Annotated in this window: 16 protein-coding genes; 6 read left to right on the forward strand and 10 right to left on the reverse strand. The window is 52.0% G+C overall.

Annotation, left to right across the window (positions count from 1 at the left end; genetic code table 11):
• Positions 1-21: 21 nt before the first annotated feature.
• The 4 genes from mglB to folE form a co-directional block, all read right to left on the reverse strand.
• Complete coding sequence (gene mglB, locus OGX96_RS08315) at positions 22-1,020, reverse strand: galactose/glucose ABC transporter substrate-binding protein MglB (protein WP_003027399.1); 999 nt, start codon at positions 1,018-1,020, stop codon at positions 22-24.
• 293 nt (positions 1,021-1,313) lie between these two features.
• Positions 1,314-2,339, reverse strand: coding sequence for an HTH-type transcriptional regulator GalS (gene galS, locus OGX96_RS08320; RefSeq protein WP_020996668.1), 1,026 nt, complete (start codon positions 2,337-2,339; stop codon positions 1,314-1,316).
• A 144-nt stretch (positions 2,340-2,483) separates the two neighbouring features.
• Positions 2,484-3,641, reverse strand: coding sequence for a DUF418 domain-containing protein YeiB (gene yeiB, locus OGX96_RS08325; RefSeq protein ID WP_032944001.1), 1,158 nt, complete (start codon positions 3,639-3,641; stop codon positions 2,484-2,486).
• 14 nt (positions 3,642-3,655) lie between these two features.
• Positions 3,656-4,324, reverse strand: a complete 669-nt coding sequence (folE, locus tag OGX96_RS08330) for a GTP cyclohydrolase I FolE (RefSeq protein WP_003027410.1) — start codon at positions 4,322-4,324, stop codon at positions 3,656-3,658.
• 322 nt (positions 4,325-4,646) lie between these two features.
• On the opposite strand from folE, the gene fghA reads away from it, so the two are divergent.
• Both fghA and OGX96_RS08340 read left to right on the forward strand, forming a co-directional pair.
• Positions 4,647-5,483, forward strand: coding sequence for an S-formylglutathione hydrolase (gene fghA / locus OGX96_RS08335; protein WP_071444680.1), 837 nt, complete (start codon positions 4,647-4,649; stop codon positions 5,481-5,483).
• Between the two features lie 279 nt (positions 5,484-5,762).
• Positions 5,763-7,748, forward strand: a complete 1,986-nt coding sequence (locus OGX96_RS08340; protein WP_003834514.1) for a ligand-gated channel protein — start codon at positions 5,763-5,765, stop codon at positions 7,746-7,748.
• Positions 7,749-7,813: 65 nt separating this feature from the next.
• Here the strand turns inward: OGX96_RS08340 and lysP are convergent, their stop codons facing one another.
• A complete protein-coding gene (lysP, locus tag OGX96_RS08345; RefSeq protein ID WP_003834517.1) occupies positions 7,814-9,283 on the reverse strand; it encodes a lysine-specific permease in 1,470 nt (489 codons plus the stop codon).
• 195 nt (positions 9,284-9,478) lie between these two features.
• Positions 9,479-10,360, reverse strand: coding sequence for a DNA-binding transcriptional regulator YeiE (yieE, locus tag OGX96_RS08350; protein WP_286582699.1), 882 nt, complete (start codon positions 10,358-10,360; stop codon positions 9,479-9,481).
• Between the two features lie 119 nt (positions 10,361-10,479).
• Here yieE and OGX96_RS08355 point away from each other — a divergent pair, with 119 nt between their 5' ends.
• Both OGX96_RS08355 and nfo read left to right on the forward strand, forming a co-directional pair.
• On the forward strand, positions 10,480-11,529 hold the full coding sequence (locus tag OGX96_RS08355; RefSeq protein ID WP_008785269.1) for a YeiH family protein: 1,050 nt from the start codon (positions 10,480-10,482) through the stop codon (positions 11,527-11,529).
• A gap of 71 nt (positions 11,530-11,600) precedes the next feature.
• Positions 11,601-12,458 carry a deoxyribonuclease IV gene (nfo, locus tag OGX96_RS08360; RefSeq protein ID WP_008785270.1) on the forward strand — a complete coding sequence of 286 codons (858 nt, stop codon included), beginning with the start codon at positions 11,601-11,603 and terminating at the stop codon, positions 12,456-12,458.
• A 32-nt stretch (positions 12,459-12,490) separates the two neighbouring features.
• Here nfo and hypT read toward each other — a convergent pair whose 3' ends face one another.
• Entirely contained in the window at positions 12,491-13,402 is a 912-nt protein-coding gene (gene hypT, locus OGX96_RS08365) for a hypochlorite stress DNA-binding transcriptional regulator HypT (protein ID WP_020996669.1), read from the reverse strand.
• 352 nt (positions 13,403-13,754) lie between these two features.
• Here hypT and cuyB point away from each other — a divergent pair, with 352 nt between their 5' ends.
• Both cuyB and OGX96_RS08375 read left to right on the forward strand, forming a co-directional pair.
• Positions 13,755-14,474, forward strand: coding sequence for a cysteate racemase (gene cuyB, locus OGX96_RS08370; protein ID WP_020996671.1), 720 nt, complete (start codon positions 13,755-13,757; stop codon positions 14,472-14,474).
• Positions 14,475-14,549: 75 nt separating this feature from the next.
• A complete protein-coding gene (locus tag OGX96_RS08375) occupies positions 14,550-15,848 on the forward strand; it encodes an anaerobic C4-dicarboxylate transporter (protein WP_008785273.1) in 1,299 nt (432 codons plus the stop codon).
• Between the two features lie 106 nt (positions 15,849-15,954).
• Here the strand turns inward: OGX96_RS08375 and fruA are convergent, their stop codons facing one another.
• From fruA to fruB, 3 genes are read right to left on the reverse strand one after another with little or no spacing between them, the layout of a single operon-like run.
• A complete protein-coding gene (gene fruA / locus OGX96_RS08380; protein ID WP_048215908.1) occupies positions 15,955-17,643 on the reverse strand; it encodes a PTS fructose transporter subunit IIBC in 1,689 nt (562 codons plus the stop codon).
• 16 nt (positions 17,644-17,659) lie between these two features.
• Positions 17,660-18,598, reverse strand: coding sequence for a 1-phosphofructokinase (gene fruK, locus OGX96_RS08385; RefSeq protein WP_003834544.1), 939 nt, complete (start codon positions 18,596-18,598; stop codon positions 17,660-17,662).
• Positions 18,598-19,728, reverse strand: a complete 1,131-nt coding sequence (fruB, locus tag OGX96_RS08390) for a fused PTS fructose transporter subunit IIA/HPr protein (protein ID WP_219987571.1) — start codon at positions 19,726-19,728, stop codon at positions 18,598-18,600. Before fruB ends, fruK begins: the two co-directional genes overlap by 1 nt.
• Positions 19,729-19,732: the final 4 nt, after the last annotated feature.

The following is a 19,732-nucleotide window of genomic DNA, read 5'->3' on the forward strand; positions in this document are numbered from 1 at the left end:
TTGCGCCCACATACGGAGTATTTATTTGTTGGTGAACTCTGCCAGATTATCTTTATCGACACCTACGTACGGAACGCGAACAATCTTGTTCTCAATTTTCCAGTTAGTGCCATCTGCCGCACCTTTACCGTCAGCCAGGTTTTTCGCCAGATCGAAGGTGGCTTTCGCCTGGTTGTTGGCATCGTTCAGCACGGTACCGGCCATGGCGCCAGATTTCACCAGAGCCAGCGCTTCAGGCAGCGCATCCACACCAAATACTGGTACGCTGGTTTTGTTGTGCGCTTTCAGCGCTTCAACTGCACCCATTGCCATCGCATCGTTGTTAGCGATAACCACTTCAATTTTGTTCGCGTTTGGACCAGACATCCACGCATCCATCTTATCTTTCGCCTGAGCGGTATCCCACATTGCAGTATCTAACTGCAGCTGCTCAGTTTTAATGCCTTTGTCGTTCAGCTCTTTAATCACGTAAGTGGTACGTGCTTCAGCATCCGGGTGTCCCGGTTCGCCTTTCAGCAGAACAAACTGAATTTTGCCGTCTTTGTTCAGGTCCCAGTTCGGGTTAGCTGCCCAGTGTTTGGCAATCAAATCACCCTGAATAATGCCGGACTCTTTAGAGTCGGTACCGACGTAATACGCTTTGTCATAGCTGTCCAGCGCTTTACGAGAAGGTTCTTTGTTGAAGAATACGATCGGTACGTTCTGTCCGCGTGCTTTTTCAATGACCGTGCCAGCAGCTGCCGGGTCAACCAGGTTAATCGCCAGTGCTTTAACGCCTTTTGCCAGCAGCACGTCGATCTGATCGTTTTGTTTGGACTGGTCGTTCTGCGAGTCGTTCATCAGCAGCTGTACATCTGGTGCCGCTTTGGCATCTTTTTCAATAGCCTTACGTACTACAGACATAAAGTTATCGTCATACTTATAGATAGTTACACCAATGCGGGTATCAGCAGCGTGCGCAGCCGCGCCGAATAACATGCTTGCCATTACAGCAGACAGGGTCAACACCTTCTTATTCATGGTATCTCCGGTTTTATTATGCAGGGTAGTACTTGAGATAAATGCTCGGCAGGCAGAACGTTACTGAAGTGTTACTGAACGCCGAAGCTCACTTTTAAAAAATATTTCTTCCGTGTCTGGCAACGCTCCAAAAACAGGCTTTAATTTTTGTTTAAGGCACCTATACCTCGATGAAAGTGATTATTCACCGTTACATAGTAGTTACAGCGCAACAAACAGTGTCATCATAGCTATCGCATTGTTAATATACTGTGAATTTACTCACATATTGAAAGCGGTTACATCGCGCAACGTTATGAGTTAGTGATCGGTGCCGCATTCTGCCGCAACGCGACTGAATGACGACGCACCAGTGTTGGCATAAAACAATGTGACGCCTGCGGATCCAACGTGCCAGCCGCCCCTTGTAGCGCAAGCTCCGTCGCCATTTTTGCCATTGAGGCAATGGGATAGCGCACAGTGGTTAGCTGCGGATCGGTGTAACGCGCGATGGGAATATCATCGAAGCCAATGATAGAAAGGTGTAATGGAATAGCGATGCCGTTATCTTTTAGCGCAGTCAGCGCGCCGGCTGCCATATTGTCGTTGTAAGCAAAGACCGCCGTCAGTTGTAAGTTACGCCCCAGCAGTTCCACCATCGCGGACTCTCCACCCTGCATATCGGGCGAACCGGTGCCGACCCAGCTTTCTGCCGCAACAATCCCCTGCTCTTGCAGGGCAGTTAACCACCCTTCTTTGCGCATGGCGTCATCTTCAATGCGGTGGCTTGATGCCAGATAACCGATGCGTTGATGACCATTATTTAGCAGCATTCGGGTAGCCATTTTGGCACCGCTGATGTTATCCAGGCAGACGCAACGGTGTGCGTAGCCAGGAACAAGGCGGTTGATCAGAACCATGCCGGGGATTTGATCCATAAACTCGGCCAGTTCCCGATCGCTCAGTGCTTTAGAGTGTACAATCAGTGCGTTACAGCGTTGGCGAATCAACACCTCAATGGCATGACGTTCTTTTTCCGCCTCATGGTAGCTGTTGCCAATCAGGACATACTTCTGATGCTGCTGGGCAACCATATCCACGGCTTTTACCAGCGCGCCAAAAAACGCATCTGATACATCCATGACGACAACACCAATCGTGTCGCTTACCTGCGTCGCCAGCGCTTGTGCGTTGGCATTAGGTCGATAGCCAAGCTGAGTGACTGCCTTCATTACCGCTTCACGCGTATCGGGACTCACCAGCGCACTGTTGTTCAGTACGCGGGAAACGGTCGCTACAGAAACGCCAGACTGCCGTGCCACATCACGAATGGTTACCATATTCACTGCCCTGTTTTAGATTGCGGCTGCCCGCAGACACCCCAGGCTGGGTATTTTGTCAGCACAATGAAACGGACTGCGTGAGTGATGTCACAGGAATGAAAGCGCTTACATCCATTTTGTTAATGAATGTGATCCAGATCGTTATCTGGATGTTCGCGGTAATGATGTCCCCGCAGCACGCAGGGTTAATTGACGCCACAGCCATTCCACCGGGCCCTGGCGGTAAAAACGCAGCCATATGACAGAGAAAAGTAAGTTAATCGCCCAGACCGGGATGACGAAAAACAGCAGCTCCAGCCGGTCAAATTTCATAAATAAACCGGCCTGATAAAACAACGTGGTGCAGATTAAGGTTTGTAACAGATAGTTGGTTAATGCCATGCGCCCCACACAGGCGATAGCAATGACCCATTTGAAGCGACTAAGCTGCGGCCAGAAACCAAACATCAGCGCGGCATAACCAATGGTTTGCAAAGGCGCACCCAACTCTCGCGGGGCTTGTAACAGGAAGGCACACCAGCGGTAGGACCAGTCCAGTTGCCACTGGGCGACGATAGCAGGCAGGTTAATCGCCATGCCGATAATAACCAGCAAAACGCCAGTGCGTCGATAATGCTGCAAACTGTACTGCCCTTTTAGCCAGCCGCTACGCATTAATGCCGCGCCGAGCAGCATCATTCCCGCCAGTTGCCAACCGTATTGCGCACCCAGCGCCAGCAAGCTATTGGACATCATATCCACGCGATTGCTGATTGCTTCCATTCCGCCGTTCACTTTCCAGTATTTTTCATACAGCAACGCTGAAGCATCCGGTGTCCAGGCGCGGCTGGTTTCGCTCCCGGAGATCACTCCCAGCAGCAGCAGTACGCCAACGCCCACCAGATACAGCAGCACACCGGTGTTAAATAAGCTTTTTACCGACGGCGCATCCCGGATCAGCCGCCAACAAATCAGGCCGATCAAGCCATATGCCAGCAGGATATCGCCATCCCAGAAGAGTAAACCGTGAATAAAACCCAACAGCACCAGCAACGTAAGCCGCGACTGGATCCAGCGTTTACCACGCGGGAGCAGCATTTGCAGACCGGCACCGAACAGTAGCGCAAACAGCGTGAGGAATTTTACCTGCGCGAAGAGATCGAGCAGCGCCCAGGTCCAGGCGTCGGATAAGGTGATGTTGCCATACCAGGCGGGATTGAGGTATGCCGCCTTTGGCAAGCCAAAGGCGCTAATATTGAGAAGCAGGATACCAAGAATGGCGACGCCACGAATAAAATCCAGCGTGACATTACGCTCCATGGTTCCTGCCCTAATCAGTTGTGATGACGTACTGCGCGCAGAAATTCCTGACGCGTGTTCTGGCTGGACTTAAACAATCCGCCAAGAGAAGTGGTGGTGGTCGCACTGGTCGCATCGCGAATGCCGCGCGCTTTCACACAGTAATGCACCGCATCAATCGATACCGCCACATTATTCGTCCCGAGCAGCGTTTGCAGCGCGGTGAGAATTTGCTGGGTCAGACGTTCCTGTACCTGCGGACGCTGCGCAAAGAACTGCACAATGCGGTTAATCTTCGACAGACCAATGACCGAATCTTTCGGAATATACGCCACCGTCGCTTTGCCATCGATAGTGACAAAGTGGTGTTCGCAGGTGCTGGTCAGCGTGATATCGCGAACCGTGACCATCTCGTCCACCTTCATTTTGTTTTCAATGACGGTGATTTTCGGGAAGTTGGCGTAATCGAGGCCGGAGAAAATCTCATCGACATACATTTTCGCAATGCGATGCGGAGTTTCCATCAGACTGTCATCGCTCAAATCGAGATTGAGCAATTGCATAATCTCGGTCATATGGCCAGAGATAAGACGTTTGCGTGTTTCGTTATCCATCTCTTGCACGGGCGGGCGCAGCGGGGTTTCGAGACCACGCGCAACCAGCGCTTCATGAACCAGTGCCGCTTCTTTACTGAGTGATGACATTTCTTCTTCTCCTGCAGGTGGGGCGCCTCTGCCCTGCATGGGGCAAAGTTTTTAGGCTGTGTCACAGCCAGAACATTGTGCGTGAGGCGGCGCACATAATCCAGTATTCACCGTGATAATTATTGAAATTGGCACAGCCTTTCAGCGTTGCTGATTTCACTTGTCGTTCAGCCCGGTGACGTCGAGTGTTAATGTAAAGTTATATAGATGATGAAGTATGTTTGCTCAATGCGGAAGTGAAAGTTACTCACAGTGCTATGAATAATCTGTATTATGATGAGTTCGCAAACACATTCAGGTTCAACACAACAAGGAGCCACGCATGGAAATGCTTGAAGAGCACCGCTGTTTTGAAGGCTGGCAGCAACGCTGGCGTCACGACTCCGCCACGTTAAATTGCGCCATGACCTTCAGTATTTTTCTTCCACCACCCCGTGATAACGCCGCGCCTCCGGTGCTGTACTGGCTGTCGGGCCTGACCTGTAATGATGAAAACTTCACTACCAAAGCAGGCGCGCAGCGCATTGCAGCTGAGCTGGGTATTGTTCTCGTGATGCCGGACACCAGCCCGCGCGGCGAGCAGGTTGCCAACGATGATGGCTACGATTTAGGTCAAGGGGCAGGATTTTACCTCAATGCCACCCAGCAGCCGTGGGCAACGCATTTTCGTATGTATGACTATCTGCGTGATGAGCTTCCGGCACTGATTCAGTCGCAGTTTAACGTCAGCGATCGCTGCGCCATCAGCGGACACTCCATGGGCGGCCACGGCGCATTGATTATGGCGCTGAAAAACCCCGGGAAATACACCAGCGTTTCCGCCTTTGCGCCGATCGTAAACCCTTGTCGCGTTCCATGGGGTGAGAAGGCTTTTAGCGCTTATCTGGGCGAAGATAAAACACAGTGGGCAGAGTGGGATAGCTGCGCGTTAATGCTGGCCAGCAAACCCGCAGACGCGATCCCGACGTTAATCGATCAGGGAGACAGCGATCAGTTTCTTGCCGATCAGTTGCAGCCCGCGGTACTGGCCGAAACTGCCCGTCAGACCGCATGGCCAATGACGCTACGCATCCAGCCTGGTTACGACCACAGCTATTACTTTATTGCGTCGTTTATTGAGGATCACCTGCGCTTCCACGCCCAGTATTTGCTGAAGTAATTCCTGAGTTGAGGGCGGAAGCCCTCTTCATTTCTCCATCATTCCTTCACTTTTTCTCCTTTTTTCTTCCCCCACTATCTTATTGATTAAAAAAGCATTTCACTCCAAATCATATCAAACACAAATGATTTCTATTATCATTTGTGTTTACAAATATTCATACTTTTGTACAATCCCCACGCTTCTTTACTGAAAAGAGTCCTTAAAAGACAAATACATACAATTGTCATGGCCTTTCACATGACGCGCAGTTTGATTCATTTAAATGGAATGATACAAATGACTATACCTCACGTTAAGGCTGTAGCTGCCGCAGTATGCGTCGCCTGCCTCCCATCACTCGGCCATGCCGCTGAACAAGACACCGTGGTCGTTACCGCTACCGGTTTCGAGCAGAAAATTCAGGATGCCCCGGCTTCAATATCTGTTATTACCAAGCAGCAGATTGAGGACAAAGCCTATCGAGATGTCACCGATGCGCTAAAAGATGTCCCTGGCGTCGTCGTCACTGGCGGGGGGAGCAGTAGCGATATCAGTATTCGCGGTATGGCTTCGCAATACACACTCTTCCTGGTCAACGGTAAACGCATCAGCACCCGCGGTACACGTCCTAACAGCGACAACTCAGGTATTGAGCAAGGTTGGCTGCCGCCGCTGGAATCCATCGAGCGTATCGAGGTAATCCGCGGCCCGATGTCGTCCCTCTATGGCTCTGATGCGATGGGCGGCGTCATTAACGTCATCACCAAAAAAGTGTCGAATACTAAAGCCTGGACCGGCTCTTTGCACGGCGATGCCACTTTCCAGGAAGACAGAGATTCCGGTGATATTTACCAGACCAACGCCTATGCGTCTGGACCACTGATTGACGGATTACTTGGCGCGAAGGTGACCGGATTATTCTCCCACCGCGCAGAAGATGAAATCGTAAATGGCTACAATGAACAGCGTATGCGTAGCGGGGGATTAACCCTGAACTTTACGCCAGATGATAAAAACGACATCGATTTCGATTACGCACGTGAATTGCAGGATCGCGACAGTACGCCAGGCAAATCCATGGCAGAGGAAAACTGCCGTAACGGAAGCTGTAAGCCCAACAGTAAAAGCGAAAACAAGTATGTGCACACCACGTACTCAATAACCCACAGCGGTTATTACGACGACTTCAACTCCACCAGCTATGTCCAGCAGGAAGAGACCGATAACCCCGGTCGCCAGATGAAGTCTTACAACACGATTTTCAATAACCAGAACCAGGTCTTCCTTGGGGCACACACCCTGACGCTAGGCGGGCAATACCGTTATGAAAAACTGCGCGATAACGGTAACCAGCTGCAAGCGGCTGATGGGCTTAACAAACTAACTCGCTGGAGCTGGGCGCTGTTTGCTGAAGATGAATGGGCCGTAACCGATACCTTCACGCTGACCGGCGGTCTGCGTATGGATAAGGATGAAAACTACGGTGACAACTGGACGCCACGCGGCTATGGCGTATGGCATCTGAGCGATCAGTGGACCTTAAAAGGTGGCGTTTCCGCGGGCTATCGTGCACCGGATCTGCGCCAGTCTTCTGCCAGTTGGGGACAGGTTACCGGCGGTGGCCGTCTGAACGGAATCATTGTCGGCAACCCGGATCTGAAGCCAGAGAAAAGCCTCAGCGAAGAGATCGGTTTACTGTGGGATAACGGCAACGACCTCAACGCAGGCGTTACGTTGTTCAATACCGACTTTAAAAACAAAATCACCGAAGTTCGCCGTTGTAACAGCAGTTCCGATCCGGCCTGCACCATCGGCGGCACCCATTATGACTTCGTCAGCGATCGCGTTAATGTCGATAAAGCCAATATGCGCGGCGTAGAATCCACCTTCGGCTGGAAAATAACCTCCGACGTCAACTGGACCGCGAACTACACCTACACGGAATCTGAGCAGAAAAGCGGTCAGTTCTCTGGCCAGCCGTTGAACAAAATGCCGAAGCATATGTTTAACACGACGCTGGACTGGCAGGCCACCCAGGATCTCGGTTTCTGGAGCCGTCTGAATCTGCGCGGGAAAACGTCTGAATACCTGAGCCGTACCTCAATGGCACAGGGCACCCCGTCCTATACTCAGGTCGACGTTGGTTTACGTTACTATGCTACCAAGGATCTATTGATGACCGCTGGCGTGTATAACGTGCTGGATAAACAAATCGATTACGATACCTACGACACCGTTCTTGATGGACGTCGTTACACGGTTGGCATGACTTACAGCTTCTAAGTCTGACGCAATAAAAAACCCCGGTACTCATCATGCCGGGGTTTTTGTTATGCTTTTTTATACTGTTACTTCTTCACGCGACCCGGAAATTTCATTTCGCTGTAGCGAACAAAACGGGTTCCTTTGGTCAGCTTATAGCCAAACCAGATAATCAGGAACAGCGGGATACCGATATAGGTAGCCATCACGCCGCCCCAGTCAATGCTGTCTTTCAGGAACGCTTCGTAGTTCTGACCCAGGGTGATAATCAGGCACAGCACAAAGGCGAAGATCGGACCCAGCGGGAAGAAGCCAGAACGGTACGGCAGATCCTTCACATCGTGACCCTGCAGCACATAACCGCGACGGAAGCGATAGTGGCTAATAGCAATCCCCAGCCAGGCGATAAAGCCCGTCATCCCGGAAGTATTCAGCAGCCACAGATACACGGTCTGGTTGCCAAACATTGAAGTCAGGAAGCACAGCCCCGCCACCACGGTGGTCGCATACAGCGCGTTACGCGGTACGCCGCCACGAGACAGTTTACCGAAAATACGCGGTGCTTTACCGTCACATGCCAGGGTATAAAGCATACGCGTGGAGGCGTACATCCCGGAGTTACCTGCCGACAGCACCGCCGTCAGGATAACTGCGTTCATCACCGCTGCCGCAGACAGCAGACCCGCATGCTGGAATACCAGCGTGAACGGGCTAACGCTGATGTCTTTTACATCGTTACGCAGCAGGCTTGGATCGGTGTACGGAATGATCAGGCTGATAATCAAAATCGCGAACACATAGAACAGCAGGATTCGCCAGAATACCTGACGTACCGCACGTGGAATGTTCTTTTCAGGATCTTCAGATTCGCCAGCCGCGATACCGATAAGCTCTGTCCCCTGGAAGGAGAAGCCGACGATCATCGCCACGCCAATCATCGCAGCAAAACCACCGGCAAACGGTGCATCACCGGTCGTCCAGTTGCTCCAGCCCACCGGCTGAGCGCCTTTGAAGATACCGAAAATCATCATCACACCGACCACGATGAAGATAATGACGGTGGTAACTTTGATCAGCGAGAACCAATATTCCGCTTCACCAAATCCGCGAACGGAAATGTAGTTCAGCAGGAAGATAACGCCGAGGAACAGCGCACTCCAGATCCAGCCCGGCGTGTCCGGGAACCACCAGCTCATCACCAGCTGTGCGGCCACCAGGTCAACGGCAATCGTTACCGCCCAGTTGTACCAGTAGTTCCAGCCCAGCGCGAAGCCAAAGCCCTCTTCTACGTAGTTCTGACCGTAGGTGGAAAACGAGCCGGAAACCGGCATATAGGCAGCCAGTTCACCGAGGCTGGTCATCAGGAAGTACACCATCAGACCGATCAGAATATAAGAGAACAACGCGCCGCCTGGACCCGCTGCAGAAATAGTTGCACCAGATGCAACGAAAAGACCTGTACCGATGGAGCCTCCAATGGCAATCATCGTCAGGTGACGCGCCTTCAGTTCACGACGTAGCGTGGGCGCTTCTGTGGTTTTAGTTTCGGAAACCATGTGAAAATGCTATCCATCCAAAAAATGAGGCGCGATTGTAGCAGACGAAATGGCATTCTTCCGGCACAAATACGCTGTTATAAGAGACCTTCATGACTGGCCGCGGATTATAAGTAAAGCAGAAAATTTGCGGCGCACAGCGGTTAAGATATAACCGCCGTTCTATAAAGAGATGACCTTACGACTGTAAGCGCCCTATTCGCCCAGCTCGACCTGGTCGCTGTAATGCAAAAATCGCGTAATGGCATTGGAGATGTGTTTTTGCCTGTGATGCACGCGCCAGAGAGTGCGGACTAAACGCGGCAGCGGCACGGGAACTTCGCTCAGCGTTCCCGCCTGCAGATGCTCCGCAATGACCCGACGCGACAAGCAGCTGATCCCGAGACCATGGCGTACCGCATGCTTAATGGCCTCTGAGTTACCCAACTCCATTGCCATCTGAAATCTCGGCAGATGAGACAACAGCAGGTAATCCACCAGTTCACGCGTACCGGATCCTCGCTCACGCAGGATCCACGGCGAAGCCGCCAGCTGTTCCAGCGTAACAGGCCCCTTTGTGAGCGGTGACGACGGTGCGGCAAACACCACCAGCTCGTCTTCCAGCCACGGTTCAGAGATAATTTCAGTACTGTGACAAGGCCCTTCGATCAGTCCGATATCTACCCTAAAATCCAGCACCGCATTGATCACATCCTGACTGTTACCCACGCTCAGCTCGAGCGGCAAATCAGGAAAATCCTGCCGATAGCGGGCGATCATAGCAGGCAAGATATAGTTACCAATGGTGCTACTGGCATAGACCCGAATGGCACCATTATCTTCGCGAAAAAGCTGCTCGATTTCGGTCGTTTGCTCAAGTAACGCCAACGCTCGTGGGTAGAGCAAACGCCCGTGCTCATTGACCACTAGCCGTTTGCCGACGCGGTCAAACAGTTGCACGCCGAGTTGCCCTTCCAGATCGGTAAGTGCCGCACTCACCGCCGATTGCGACAATGCCAGCATGACAGACGCCTGGGTCGTTGAACCGCTTTTTAGTACCTCAGCAAACACTTCAAGTTGTCGCAAGGTGATATGCATAGTCGTTTTCCACCGGATATCCGTTACTTACCACTTATAGAGATTAATTATAAATATATAATCAATTTTATTTTTAAACCACTTCGCCGTACTCTTTTACCCAGATAAAGGAGAAGGATATGACAGAACTCACCTTGCAGACTCATCGTCGTACAGCGTGGCATTTTATTCCGGGGCTTGCCCTGAGTGCAGTTATCACTGGGGTCGCCTTATGGGGTGGATCTATTCCCGCCGTCGCAGGTGCCGGGTTCAGCGCCCTCACCTTAGCAATCTTGTTGGGGATGGTCCTCGGCAACACCGTCTATCCACACATCTGGAAAAGCTGTGACGGCGGCGTGCTATTTGCTAAACAACATTTATTACGTTTGGGGATCATCCTCTACGGCTTCCGCCTCACCTTCGCGCAAATTGCTGACGTCGGCGTCAGCGGTATCGTGATTGATGTGTTAACGCTGAGCAGTACCTTTTTGATTGCCTGCTTCCTGGGGCAGAAAGTGTTTGGTCTGGACCGCCACACCAGTTGGCTGATTGGTGCGGGGAGCAGCATTTGTGGGGCCGCCGCCGTGCTGGCAACCGAGCCGGTAGTGAAAGCGGAAGCCAGTAAGGTAACCGTCGCTGTCGCCACCGTGGTGATCTTCGGTACCATCGCTATCTTCCTGTATCCGGCAATGTATCCGCTGCTGGCACACTGGTTTAGCCCAGAAACCTACGGCATTTACATTGGTTCCACCATGCATGAAGTAGCACAGGTAGTGGCTGCCGGGCACGCCATTAACCCGGATGCAGAAAACGCCGCGGTTATTGCCAAAATGCTGCGTGTCATGATGCTGGCACCGTTCCTCATCCTCCTGGCCGCACGCGTTAAACAGTTGTCTCCGGCTACGGGCGGTGAGAAAAGCAAAATCACTATTCCATGGTTTGCCATCCTGTTCATTGTGGTCGCGATTTTTAACTCGTTCCACCTGCTGCCGCAGTCGGTTGTGAACATGCTGGTAACGCTGGATACCATTTTGCTGGCAATGGCAATGGCTGCACTGGGGTTAACCACTCACGTTAGCGCACTGAAAAAAGCCGGTGCCAAACCGTTACTGATGGCCCTGCTGCTGTTTGTCTGGCTGATTGTCGGTGGTGGTGCGATTAACGTCGCTGTCCACGCCCTGATGGCATAAACGATCACGACTCACCTCCATTAACCCGCTATACTCTCCCTTTTTGTATTTGAGTATGGCGGGTTAAATTTATGAAATATATCGGAGCGCACGTAAGCGCCGCTGGCGGTCTGGCTAACGCCGCTATTCGAGCCGCAGAAATCGAAGCGACCGCATTCGCCCTGTTCACCAAGAATCAGCGCCAGTGGCGTGCTGCGCCGCTAACCACCGAAATCATTGATGATTTCAAATCTGCCTGCGAGAAGTACCACTACACCTCCGCACAAATACTGCCTCACGACAGTTATCTGATTAACCTCGGTCACCCGGTCAGCGATGCGCTGGAAAAATCACGTGATGCGTTTCTTGATGAAATGCAGCGCTGTGAACTGCTGGGCTTATCCCTGCTGAACTTTCACCCCGGCAGCCATTTGATGCAGATCCCGGAAGATGAATGCCTGGCGCGCATTGCCGAATCCATCAACATCGTCCTCGCTCAGACCCAGGGCGTTACGGCAGTTATCGAAAATACCGCCGGACAAGGTAGTAATCTGGGATTCAAGTTTGAGCACCTGGCCGCCATTATCGACGGCGTCGAAGATAAGTCCCGTGTTGGCGTTTGTATTGATACTTGCCACGCTTTCGCGGCGGGTTACGATTTGCGTTCCGCAGAAGAGTGCGAAAAGACGTTTGCGGAATTTGAACGCATTGTCGGTTTCAAGTATCTACGCGGTATGCACCTGAACGACGCCAAGAGCGCGTTTGGCAGTCGCGTTGACCGTCATCACAGCCTGGGTGAAGGTAATATTGGCCATGATGCCTTCCGTTGGATTATGAAGGATAATCGTTTTGACGGTATTCCGCTGGTACTGGAAACCATTAATCCGGATATATGGGCCGAAGAGATCGCCTGGCTGAAAGCCCAGCAAACAGAAAAAGCAGTGGCGTAACGATCCCCGCGCGCCAGACAAGCTGGCGCGTATCAAGTGAGCGTAACCAGATCCTCTGGCATATGGTTGTACAAAATCCGCCAGAAATGCTCAGCCGTTTTATTCAAACGGGTATCCATTCGGTAAATATAGGCCTGAATTGGCACCATCAACTCCGGCGTGTCCAGACAAACCAGGCGCTTATCCCGTAGTTCGTTCACGATCGTCCACGCTGGCAGCCAGGCGATACCATGACCATCCAATGCCATATTCTTCAATAGCTCACTCATCGAAGACATAAACAGCGTACGCGCTGAAATACTACCCACCTCCGCCAGGTGACGGTTAACCAATCTTCCCATGTAGGAAGTGCTGGTATAGTTCAGAATCGGCACCTGCGGCTGATAGATATCAAACAACGCCTTACCCTGTGCATCCGCAGCACAGACGGGATACAGCTCAGACTCAAAAACCTTCAAGCCGCAGAAAGGCGACTGCATTAAGTCTTCATCGCGAAAGGAGATAATGAAATCACTTTTCCCTTCGCGCAATGTATTCACCGCCTGGACTACGTCAATCGCTTCGACGTGGTAAACAAACTCCTCGCCCCATGCCGACATTGAATGTACTAATCTGGGCAACATCGTCAGCGACAGAGAATGTGCCGCCGCTATTTTGATATTGGGAACGCCAAGCAGGTTGTGACCACTTAGCTCATCTAAATTGCATTCCAGCTGTTGTAGCAGGCTACGGGTCTGCGAATGGAATAACTTACCCTCCTCCGTCAGCTGCAGTGGACTTGTCGTACGGTCAAACAGCAGCACCCCAACAGCGGATTCGAGCGCCTTGATCCGCCGACTAAATGCCGGTTGGGATAGGTTGCGCTCCTCTGCGGCCTGAGAAAAATGACGACACGCTTCCAGCGTCAGAAAATCATATAACCATTTTGTCTCGATATTTTTCATGCCTGTCACGCGGATGTTTAAATATGTCGATTAGTCTTAAGCATCATGCCTGAATATTCCCGGAGATGATATTCAACATCAGCATCTGGTGATTCGTTTTTTGCATAATACCTTCGTTTTTGACATTAACATGTTTCTTTACCCATCGACCACGACCGCTCACCCACCGCGTAATGTCGGGCCTCTGGCTGATTACCGGCCTGCTGAAGTGGTAAAAGACATCACACTCATGCGTTTTTTGCATTGAATCAAACATTATTGCATTTCTCCTCACGACACTCTGCTGTTAAACATAAGCACCAGATAGAAACCAGCTCTGAATATTAAAAATCGGTAAATAGAGGTATATATCGTGAAAGGTTTAATTGGCGTACTTGGTGGTATGGGGCCTGCTGCAACCGTCGATCTTTTTAATAAATTCGTCACCTTTACCGCAGCACAACGCGATCAGGAACATATTCCATTAATTATTTCATCCATCCCTGATATTCCAGACCGAACTGATGCGTTAATGCATCATGGTCATTCCCCACTTCCGGCAATGCGTGATTATATGCACAAACTGGAAGATGCTGGTGCGGAGTGTATTGTGATCCCCTGTAATACCGCCCACTTTTGGTTTAATGAATTAAAAGAGTGCTGTCATACAGAGTTACTCAGTATCGTTGAAACAACCATGAATGAGGTCAAAAACTGCGGAAAATCACGTATCGGTTTACTTGCTACTAACGCCACCCTTTACATGGGACTCTACCAAAAAGGCATAGAATCTCTTGGTTTAACCTGCATCAGTCCTGATTCATCCGGTCAGGAAAAGGTCATGGAAAGTATTTATTGCTTAAAAGCCGGCGACCTTAAGCGGGCACAAACGCTGATGAATGAACAGGCTGAAGTGCTCTTCTCACGCGGCGCACAAATCATTGTACTGGGATGTACTGAAGTCCCCGTCATTCTTGCCGACGCAGTCAGAAAGTCTCCAGATAAATATATTGACTCAACCGGTTCATTAGTTCGCGCCGGTATTAAATGGTACGAAAAACGAGTTGGCAAACATCATCTTCTGGCGCAATAACAGCCGTTACCAGATTAATAAAGCATTAAACAACCACTTATTTTAATAACAAATTATTCTCTGGCGGAGGCCATTATGGTTTGGTTAGAAATTATCGTCGTGTTGGGTGCAATATTTTTTGGTATCCGCCTCGGCGGAATAGGTATCGGTTTATGCGGTGGTCTGGGGCTGGCTATTTTAACGTTGGGATTTGATCTGCAAATTGGCTCGCCACCCGTTGACGTTATCCTCATTATTATGACAGTTGTCGTGGCAGCATCGGCGCTACAGGCCGCAGGAGGTATGGATTATCTGGTTCGCGTTGCCGGTAATTTCATGCGGCGTAACCCTAAATATATCAATATTATTGCACCGATTATCACCTGGTCGATGACCATTATGGCCGGAACAGGGTTCATTGTATTTTCTACCCTGCCAGTGATTGCCGAAGTCGCCAAAGAGTCCGGTATCCGCCCTTCTCGTACTCTCGCCGGATCCGTAGTCGCCTCCCAGGTGGCGATATCCGGTTCGCCGATCAGTGCCGCAATGGCGGCTATGCTGACCATTATGGAAGGCAACGGTATCACTTTTATTCAGGTCATGGCGGTATGTCTGCCAGCTTCGTTTGTCGCCGCGATGGTTGCCGCTTTTATCGCCTCACGTCAGGGATGCGAGCTTCAGGATGATGAAGTCTATCTGGAACGCCTGCAAAAAGGATTAGTGCGTAAATATGAAGGGCAAAACAGCACCACGCCGGGTGCCAAACTCTCAGTCGCCCTGTTTATGCTGGCAACGGTCGTCATCGTTATTCTTGCCGCCTGCCCGCAGCTACGCCCTGGATTCGATGCTGGCAACCCAATGAATACCCGGGATATCATCATTATCTGTATGCTGGCTGCCGCTTGCCTGATGGTGGTGTTATGCAAAACATCAACCGATGCTATTGTCCTGACATCCACGTTTCGATCAGGGATGAGTTCACTGGCGGTCATTCTCGGGATTGTTACACTGGGAACGACCTTTATTGATGCCCACTTAGCGGAGATTAAGGATATCGCAGGCGATATCCTACGGGCTTATCCTATGCTGTTGGCACTGGTACTGTTTGGTACCTGCGCGCTTCTTTACTCGCAAGGTGCCACCACGCCGCTGATCATCCCTCTGGCCGTTGCGCTCGGCGTGCCTACATGGGCAATTCTGGCCTCCTATGTGGCGGTAACCGGGGTGTTTGTTCTACCAACATACCCGACTTCGCTGGCGGCAATGGAGTTCGACACCACAGGGACAACGCGCGTGGGCAAGTATGTCTTAAACCATCCGTTTATGCTGCCAGGACTGGGTGGGATCATTGCTGGCGTTGCCTTTGGTTTTATCATCGCGCCAATGATTGCCTGACCCGTTTTATTAAGGCTGGATGGATTATTGTGGCGATGCTGCAACGGTATAGGTAAAAACATAAAAAAGGGGCAGAGAATTCTCTGCCCCTGCTATTGACGTTAAATCAGGCCGCCTTTGCCACAACCTCAGCTTCCGGGCGCTTCAGCACCGCGTAGGAGAGACCGGCTACCAGCGTACCAGCAATAATTGCCAGCAGGTATCCCAACACCGGCGTGATTGCGCCTGGGATTAACAGGACAAACAGCCCGCCGTGTGGCGCCATCAGCTTCGCACCCACCGCCATCGAGATAGCCCCGGTAATCGCACCACCAACGATACAGCAAGGCAGAACGCGCATTGGGTCACGGGCAGCGAACGGGATTGCCCCTTCGGTGATAAAGCACAGGCCCAGTACCAGGGCAGCTTTGCCGCCTTCCTGCTGCGCTTTGTCGAACTTACGACGCGCAACCAGCGTTGCCAGACCCAGAGCCAGCGGAGGTACCATACCCGCAGCCATGATGGCCGCCATCGGCGCATAAGTTTGCGTACTCAGCAGACCCACACCGAAAGCATACGCCGCCTTGTTAACCGGACCACCCATGTCGGTACACATCATGCCACCAAGAATCGCGCCAAGCAGCACCGCATTGGCCGTACCCATGGTTTGCAGCCAGTGAGTCAAACCTTCCAGAATACCCGCCACCGGTTTGCCGATCAGGTAAATCATGGCCAGACCAACCACCAGGCTTGAGAACAGCGGAATGATCAGGATCGGTTTCAGCGCTTCCATACTCTGCGGGAGTTTCAGCTTCGTGCTGATAAGCTTCGCCACATAACCGGCAAGGAAACCAGCAATAATCCCGCCAATAAAGCCGGAACCGGTGCTTACCGCCAGCATACCGCCGATAAGACCCGGCGTCAGACCCGGACGGTCAGCGATGGAAAACGCGATATAACCTGCCAGTACCGGCACCATCAGCGCGAAGGCTGAACCACCGCCAATCTGCATCAGCGCCGCCGCCAGCGTCCCCTGCTCTTTAAACGCTTCGATACCAAAAGCGAACGAGAGTGCAATACACAGACCGCCAGCAACCACCATCGGCAGCATGTAAGAGACACCCGTCAGCAGGTGACGATACGCCCCCGCGCTCTCTTTCTTACTTTCGGTTGCTGAAGTCTGCGCTTTACCGGTTGGCTGGTACGGTGTTGCTTCTTCCAGCGCTTTGTCCAACTCCTGCTTGGTTTTCTTCAACGCAAGACCGGTAGAGGTGCGGTACATCGGTTTGCCGGCAAACTTCGCCAGATCAACTTCAATGTCAGCGGCCACAATCACCAGATCAGCCTGAGCCACTTCTTCCGGCGTAATGGCATTACCTGCACCAACAGAACCTCGGGTTTCAACCTTCACCCACCAGCCACGTTTTTTCGCTTCAGTTTCAATCGCTTCAGCGGCCATAAACGTATGAGCAACACCGGTCGGACACGCCGTCACCGCCACCACGCGTTTTGGACCACTGCTGGCCACAGGTGCTGTTGCAACCGGGGCGCTGTAGGGTTTTGCATGGCCTTTAGCTTCGCTGAGGAAGAGTTCAGGATGCGCAACCGCACGACCAATGTCGCCCAGCCAGACTTTTTTGCCGTTCAGCGAACTGTCGGCAGGAAGCGTATCGCCCAGAACAATTGCCAGTTCGGCATCATTCGGATTATCAATAATTTCCAGATGTGCTTTCTGTGCCGCCGCTCCAAGCAGGGTTTTCGCCATGTAAGCGCGAGCCTGGCCGAGATTAGCGTCAATAATCAGCAGCGTTTTCATTATGCCTCTCCTGCTGTCAGTTAAACGGTTTTAAGTCGACACGCGCCATCATTGCGGCCAACTGAGGACGATCGGTAATGCCTACATTACTTTGGCTTACCGCCAGGGCGGCAACAGCCGTCGCCAGACGCAGGGTATGTTCGCTGGACTCACGCATCAGCAGACCGTAAATCAGACCGCCAACCATTGAATCACCTGCGCCGACGGTGCTGACCACCTCAACTGACGGCGGTTTAGCAATCCACTCACCTGAGGCGTTAACCCACAGCGCACCTTCTGCGCCGAGTGAAATCACCACATGAGCGATCCCCTGTTCACGCAGCGCATGCGCCGCTTCAATCACATCTTTCATTTCCGGCAGCTTACGACCGGCCCAGATTTCCAGTTCGCGACGGTTTGGCTTCACCAGCCATGGTGCCGCTTTCAGACCTGCTACCAACGCTTCACGACTACTATCAAAGATAATGCAAGGACACTGACTACGCAGGCGCGTCATCCAGTCGGTGAAGGCTTCCGGGCTCACGCCGGTTGGCAAACTGCCGCTGACGCACACCATGTCGAACTGGCCCAGCCAGCTCAGCGAATCATTTACAAAGCGTTCCCAGTCAGCCGGGGTGACTTCAAAACCAGAGAAATTGAAGTCAGATACTTCACCGTCTTTTTCGGTCAGCTTGACGTTAATACGGGTACGGCCCTGCACGACCTGAAAACGGTTGGCAATGCCCAGCTCGCTGAACAACTGCTGAAAACCATCCTGGTTGTCTTTACCCAGGAAGCCGCCCACAGTGACATCGATACCTAAATCCTTCAAAACCTTAGCGACGTTGATCCCTTTCCCTGCCGCATGCAAACCGGTGGTTTTAACCAGGTTCACTTCACCGCGTTCAATTTCTGGGCAGAAACCCACCAGGTCGTAGGCCGGGTTAAGGGTGATAGTAGCAACACGTCTGCTCATTACACGCCCTCCCCAAGACCTGCCGCGATGGCTTCGCCAATCGCCTTCAGCGCCTGTTCAGCATCTTCACCTTGTGCAGTAAAGCGCAGGTGATGTCCTTTCTTCACGCCTAACGCCACAACTTTCATCAGACTGCGTCCATTCGCCGGCTTGCCGGTTCCATCAAGATTTGTCACGGTAATTTCACTGTTAAATTGTTTAATCGTATTCACCAGCATGGTGCCCGGGCGGGCATGTAAACCATGCTCATTGCGCACAATAAATTCGGCGCTCAGTACATCATCAGTTAAGGCGTCATCGCTGGTCAGCAGCGCCAGCACCGTTGCCGCATCAGCTTTCAACAAACGGTCAGCTTTATTATTCAGCAGCAGATCGCCAAGGCGCTTCAGCACAGCAACCGGTTGATCGTCATTCATGGCGACGGTCACCAACAGGGCGGCAACTTCACCTTGTACATCGAACGCTGTTGCTGCACGGCTGACCGCAACGGCGCTACGCACGTTACCTTCAGCACAGTCATTCAGCCAGATCCCCTGACCAAGATTCATCGGCTGCTCATTGATTGCTCTGGCCACAAAGGTGGCGTCAACCGCACCGACTTCTTTCAGCCGTGCCGCGTTGAGTGCCTGCAGCGTCACCAGCGAGTTGGCCACGACATCCAGCGACAGCGTTTCGTTATCAAGCTTCAGCTGTTCACTTTGCTTTTCACCCATCAGCAGCGCACGCAGTTCTTCCGCCGTGGTCGCGGACTTCAGCTGTTCAGCGACGGAGTCATCGCTCAGCACGTGTGTCAGCTGACGCAGTAAACCGAGGTGTTCATCAGAGCTTGCGGCTATACCGATTGCCACATAAGCAACCTGCCCTTCGCCCCAGGTCACGCCCTGTGGAAACTGAAATACCTGCACACCGGTTTTCAGTACCTGATCGCGCGTGTCCGTCGTACCGTGAGGAATCGCAATACCGTTGCCGAGGAACGTGGACGTCTGTTGTTCGCGCGCCAGCATGCCATCGACGTAGCCTTCCGCGACGTTACCCGCCTGCACTAAGGCAGCGGCAACCTGGCGAATAGCCTCTTCTTTATTCCCGGCCTGTTCGCCCGGGTGAATATCCTGAACAGATAACTGGAACATGATT

Origin of the sequence: Citrobacter sp. Cpo100 (assembly GCF_030332595.1) — a bacterium.
Lineage (GTDB): Bacteria > Pseudomonadota > Gammaproteobacteria > Enterobacterales > Enterobacteriaceae > Citrobacter > Citrobacter portucalensis.

Excerpts from the sequence above, each read along its gene's own strand:
- nfo (WP_008785270.1), top strand. The coding sequence starts at position 11,601 with ATGAAATATATCGGAGCGCACGTAAGCGCCGCTGGCGGTCTGGCTAAC.
- hypT (WP_020996669.1), bottom strand. The coding sequence starts at position 13,402 with ATGAAAAATATCGAGACAAAATGGTTATATGATTTTCTGACGCTGGAA.
- yieE (WP_286582699.1), bottom strand. The coding sequence starts at position 10,360 with ATGCATATCACCTTGCGACAACTTGAAGTGTTTGCTGAGGTACTAAAA.
- galS (WP_020996668.1), bottom strand. The coding sequence starts at position 2,339 with ATGGTAACCATTCGTGATGTGGCACGGCAGTCTGGCGTTTCTGTAGCG.
- fruA (WP_048215908.1), bottom strand. The coding sequence starts at position 17,643 with ATGAAAACGCTGCTGATTATTGACGCTAATCTCGGCCAGGCTCGCGCT.
- OGX96_RS08355 (WP_008785269.1), top strand. The coding sequence starts at position 10,480 with ATGACAGAACTCACCTTGCAGACTCATCGTCGTACAGCGTGGCATTTT.
- folE (WP_003027410.1), bottom strand. The coding sequence starts at position 4,324 with ATGTCATCACTCAGTAAAGAAGCGGCACTGGTTCATGAAGCGCTGGTT.
- OGX96_RS08375 (WP_008785273.1), top strand. The coding sequence starts at position 14,550 with ATGGTTTGGTTAGAAATTATCGTCGTGTTGGGTGCAATATTTTTTGGT.
- fghA (WP_071444680.1), top strand. The coding sequence starts at position 4,647 with ATGGAAATGCTTGAAGAGCACCGCTGTTTTGAAGGCTGGCAGCAACGC.
- OGX96_RS08340 (WP_003834514.1), top strand. The coding sequence starts at position 5,763 with ATGACTATACCTCACGTTAAGGCTGTAGCTGCCGCAGTATGCGTCGCC.
- fruK (WP_003834544.1), bottom strand. The coding sequence starts at position 18,598 with ATGAGCAGACGTGTTGCTACTATCACCCTTAACCCGGCCTACGACCTG.
- lysP (WP_003834517.1), bottom strand. The coding sequence starts at position 9,283 with ATGGTTTCCGAAACTAAAACCACAGAAGCGCCCACGCTACGTCGTGAA.
- fruB (WP_219987571.1), bottom strand. The coding sequence starts at position 19,728 with ATGTTCCAGTTATCTGTTCAGGATATTCACCCGGGCGAACAGGCCGGG.
- yeiB (WP_032944001.1), bottom strand. The coding sequence starts at position 3,641 with ATGGAGCGTAATGTCACGCTGGATTTTATTCGTGGCGTCGCCATTCTT.
- mglB (WP_003027399.1), bottom strand. The coding sequence starts at position 1,020 with ATGAATAAGAAGGTGTTGACCCTGTCTGCTGTAATGGCAAGCATGTTA.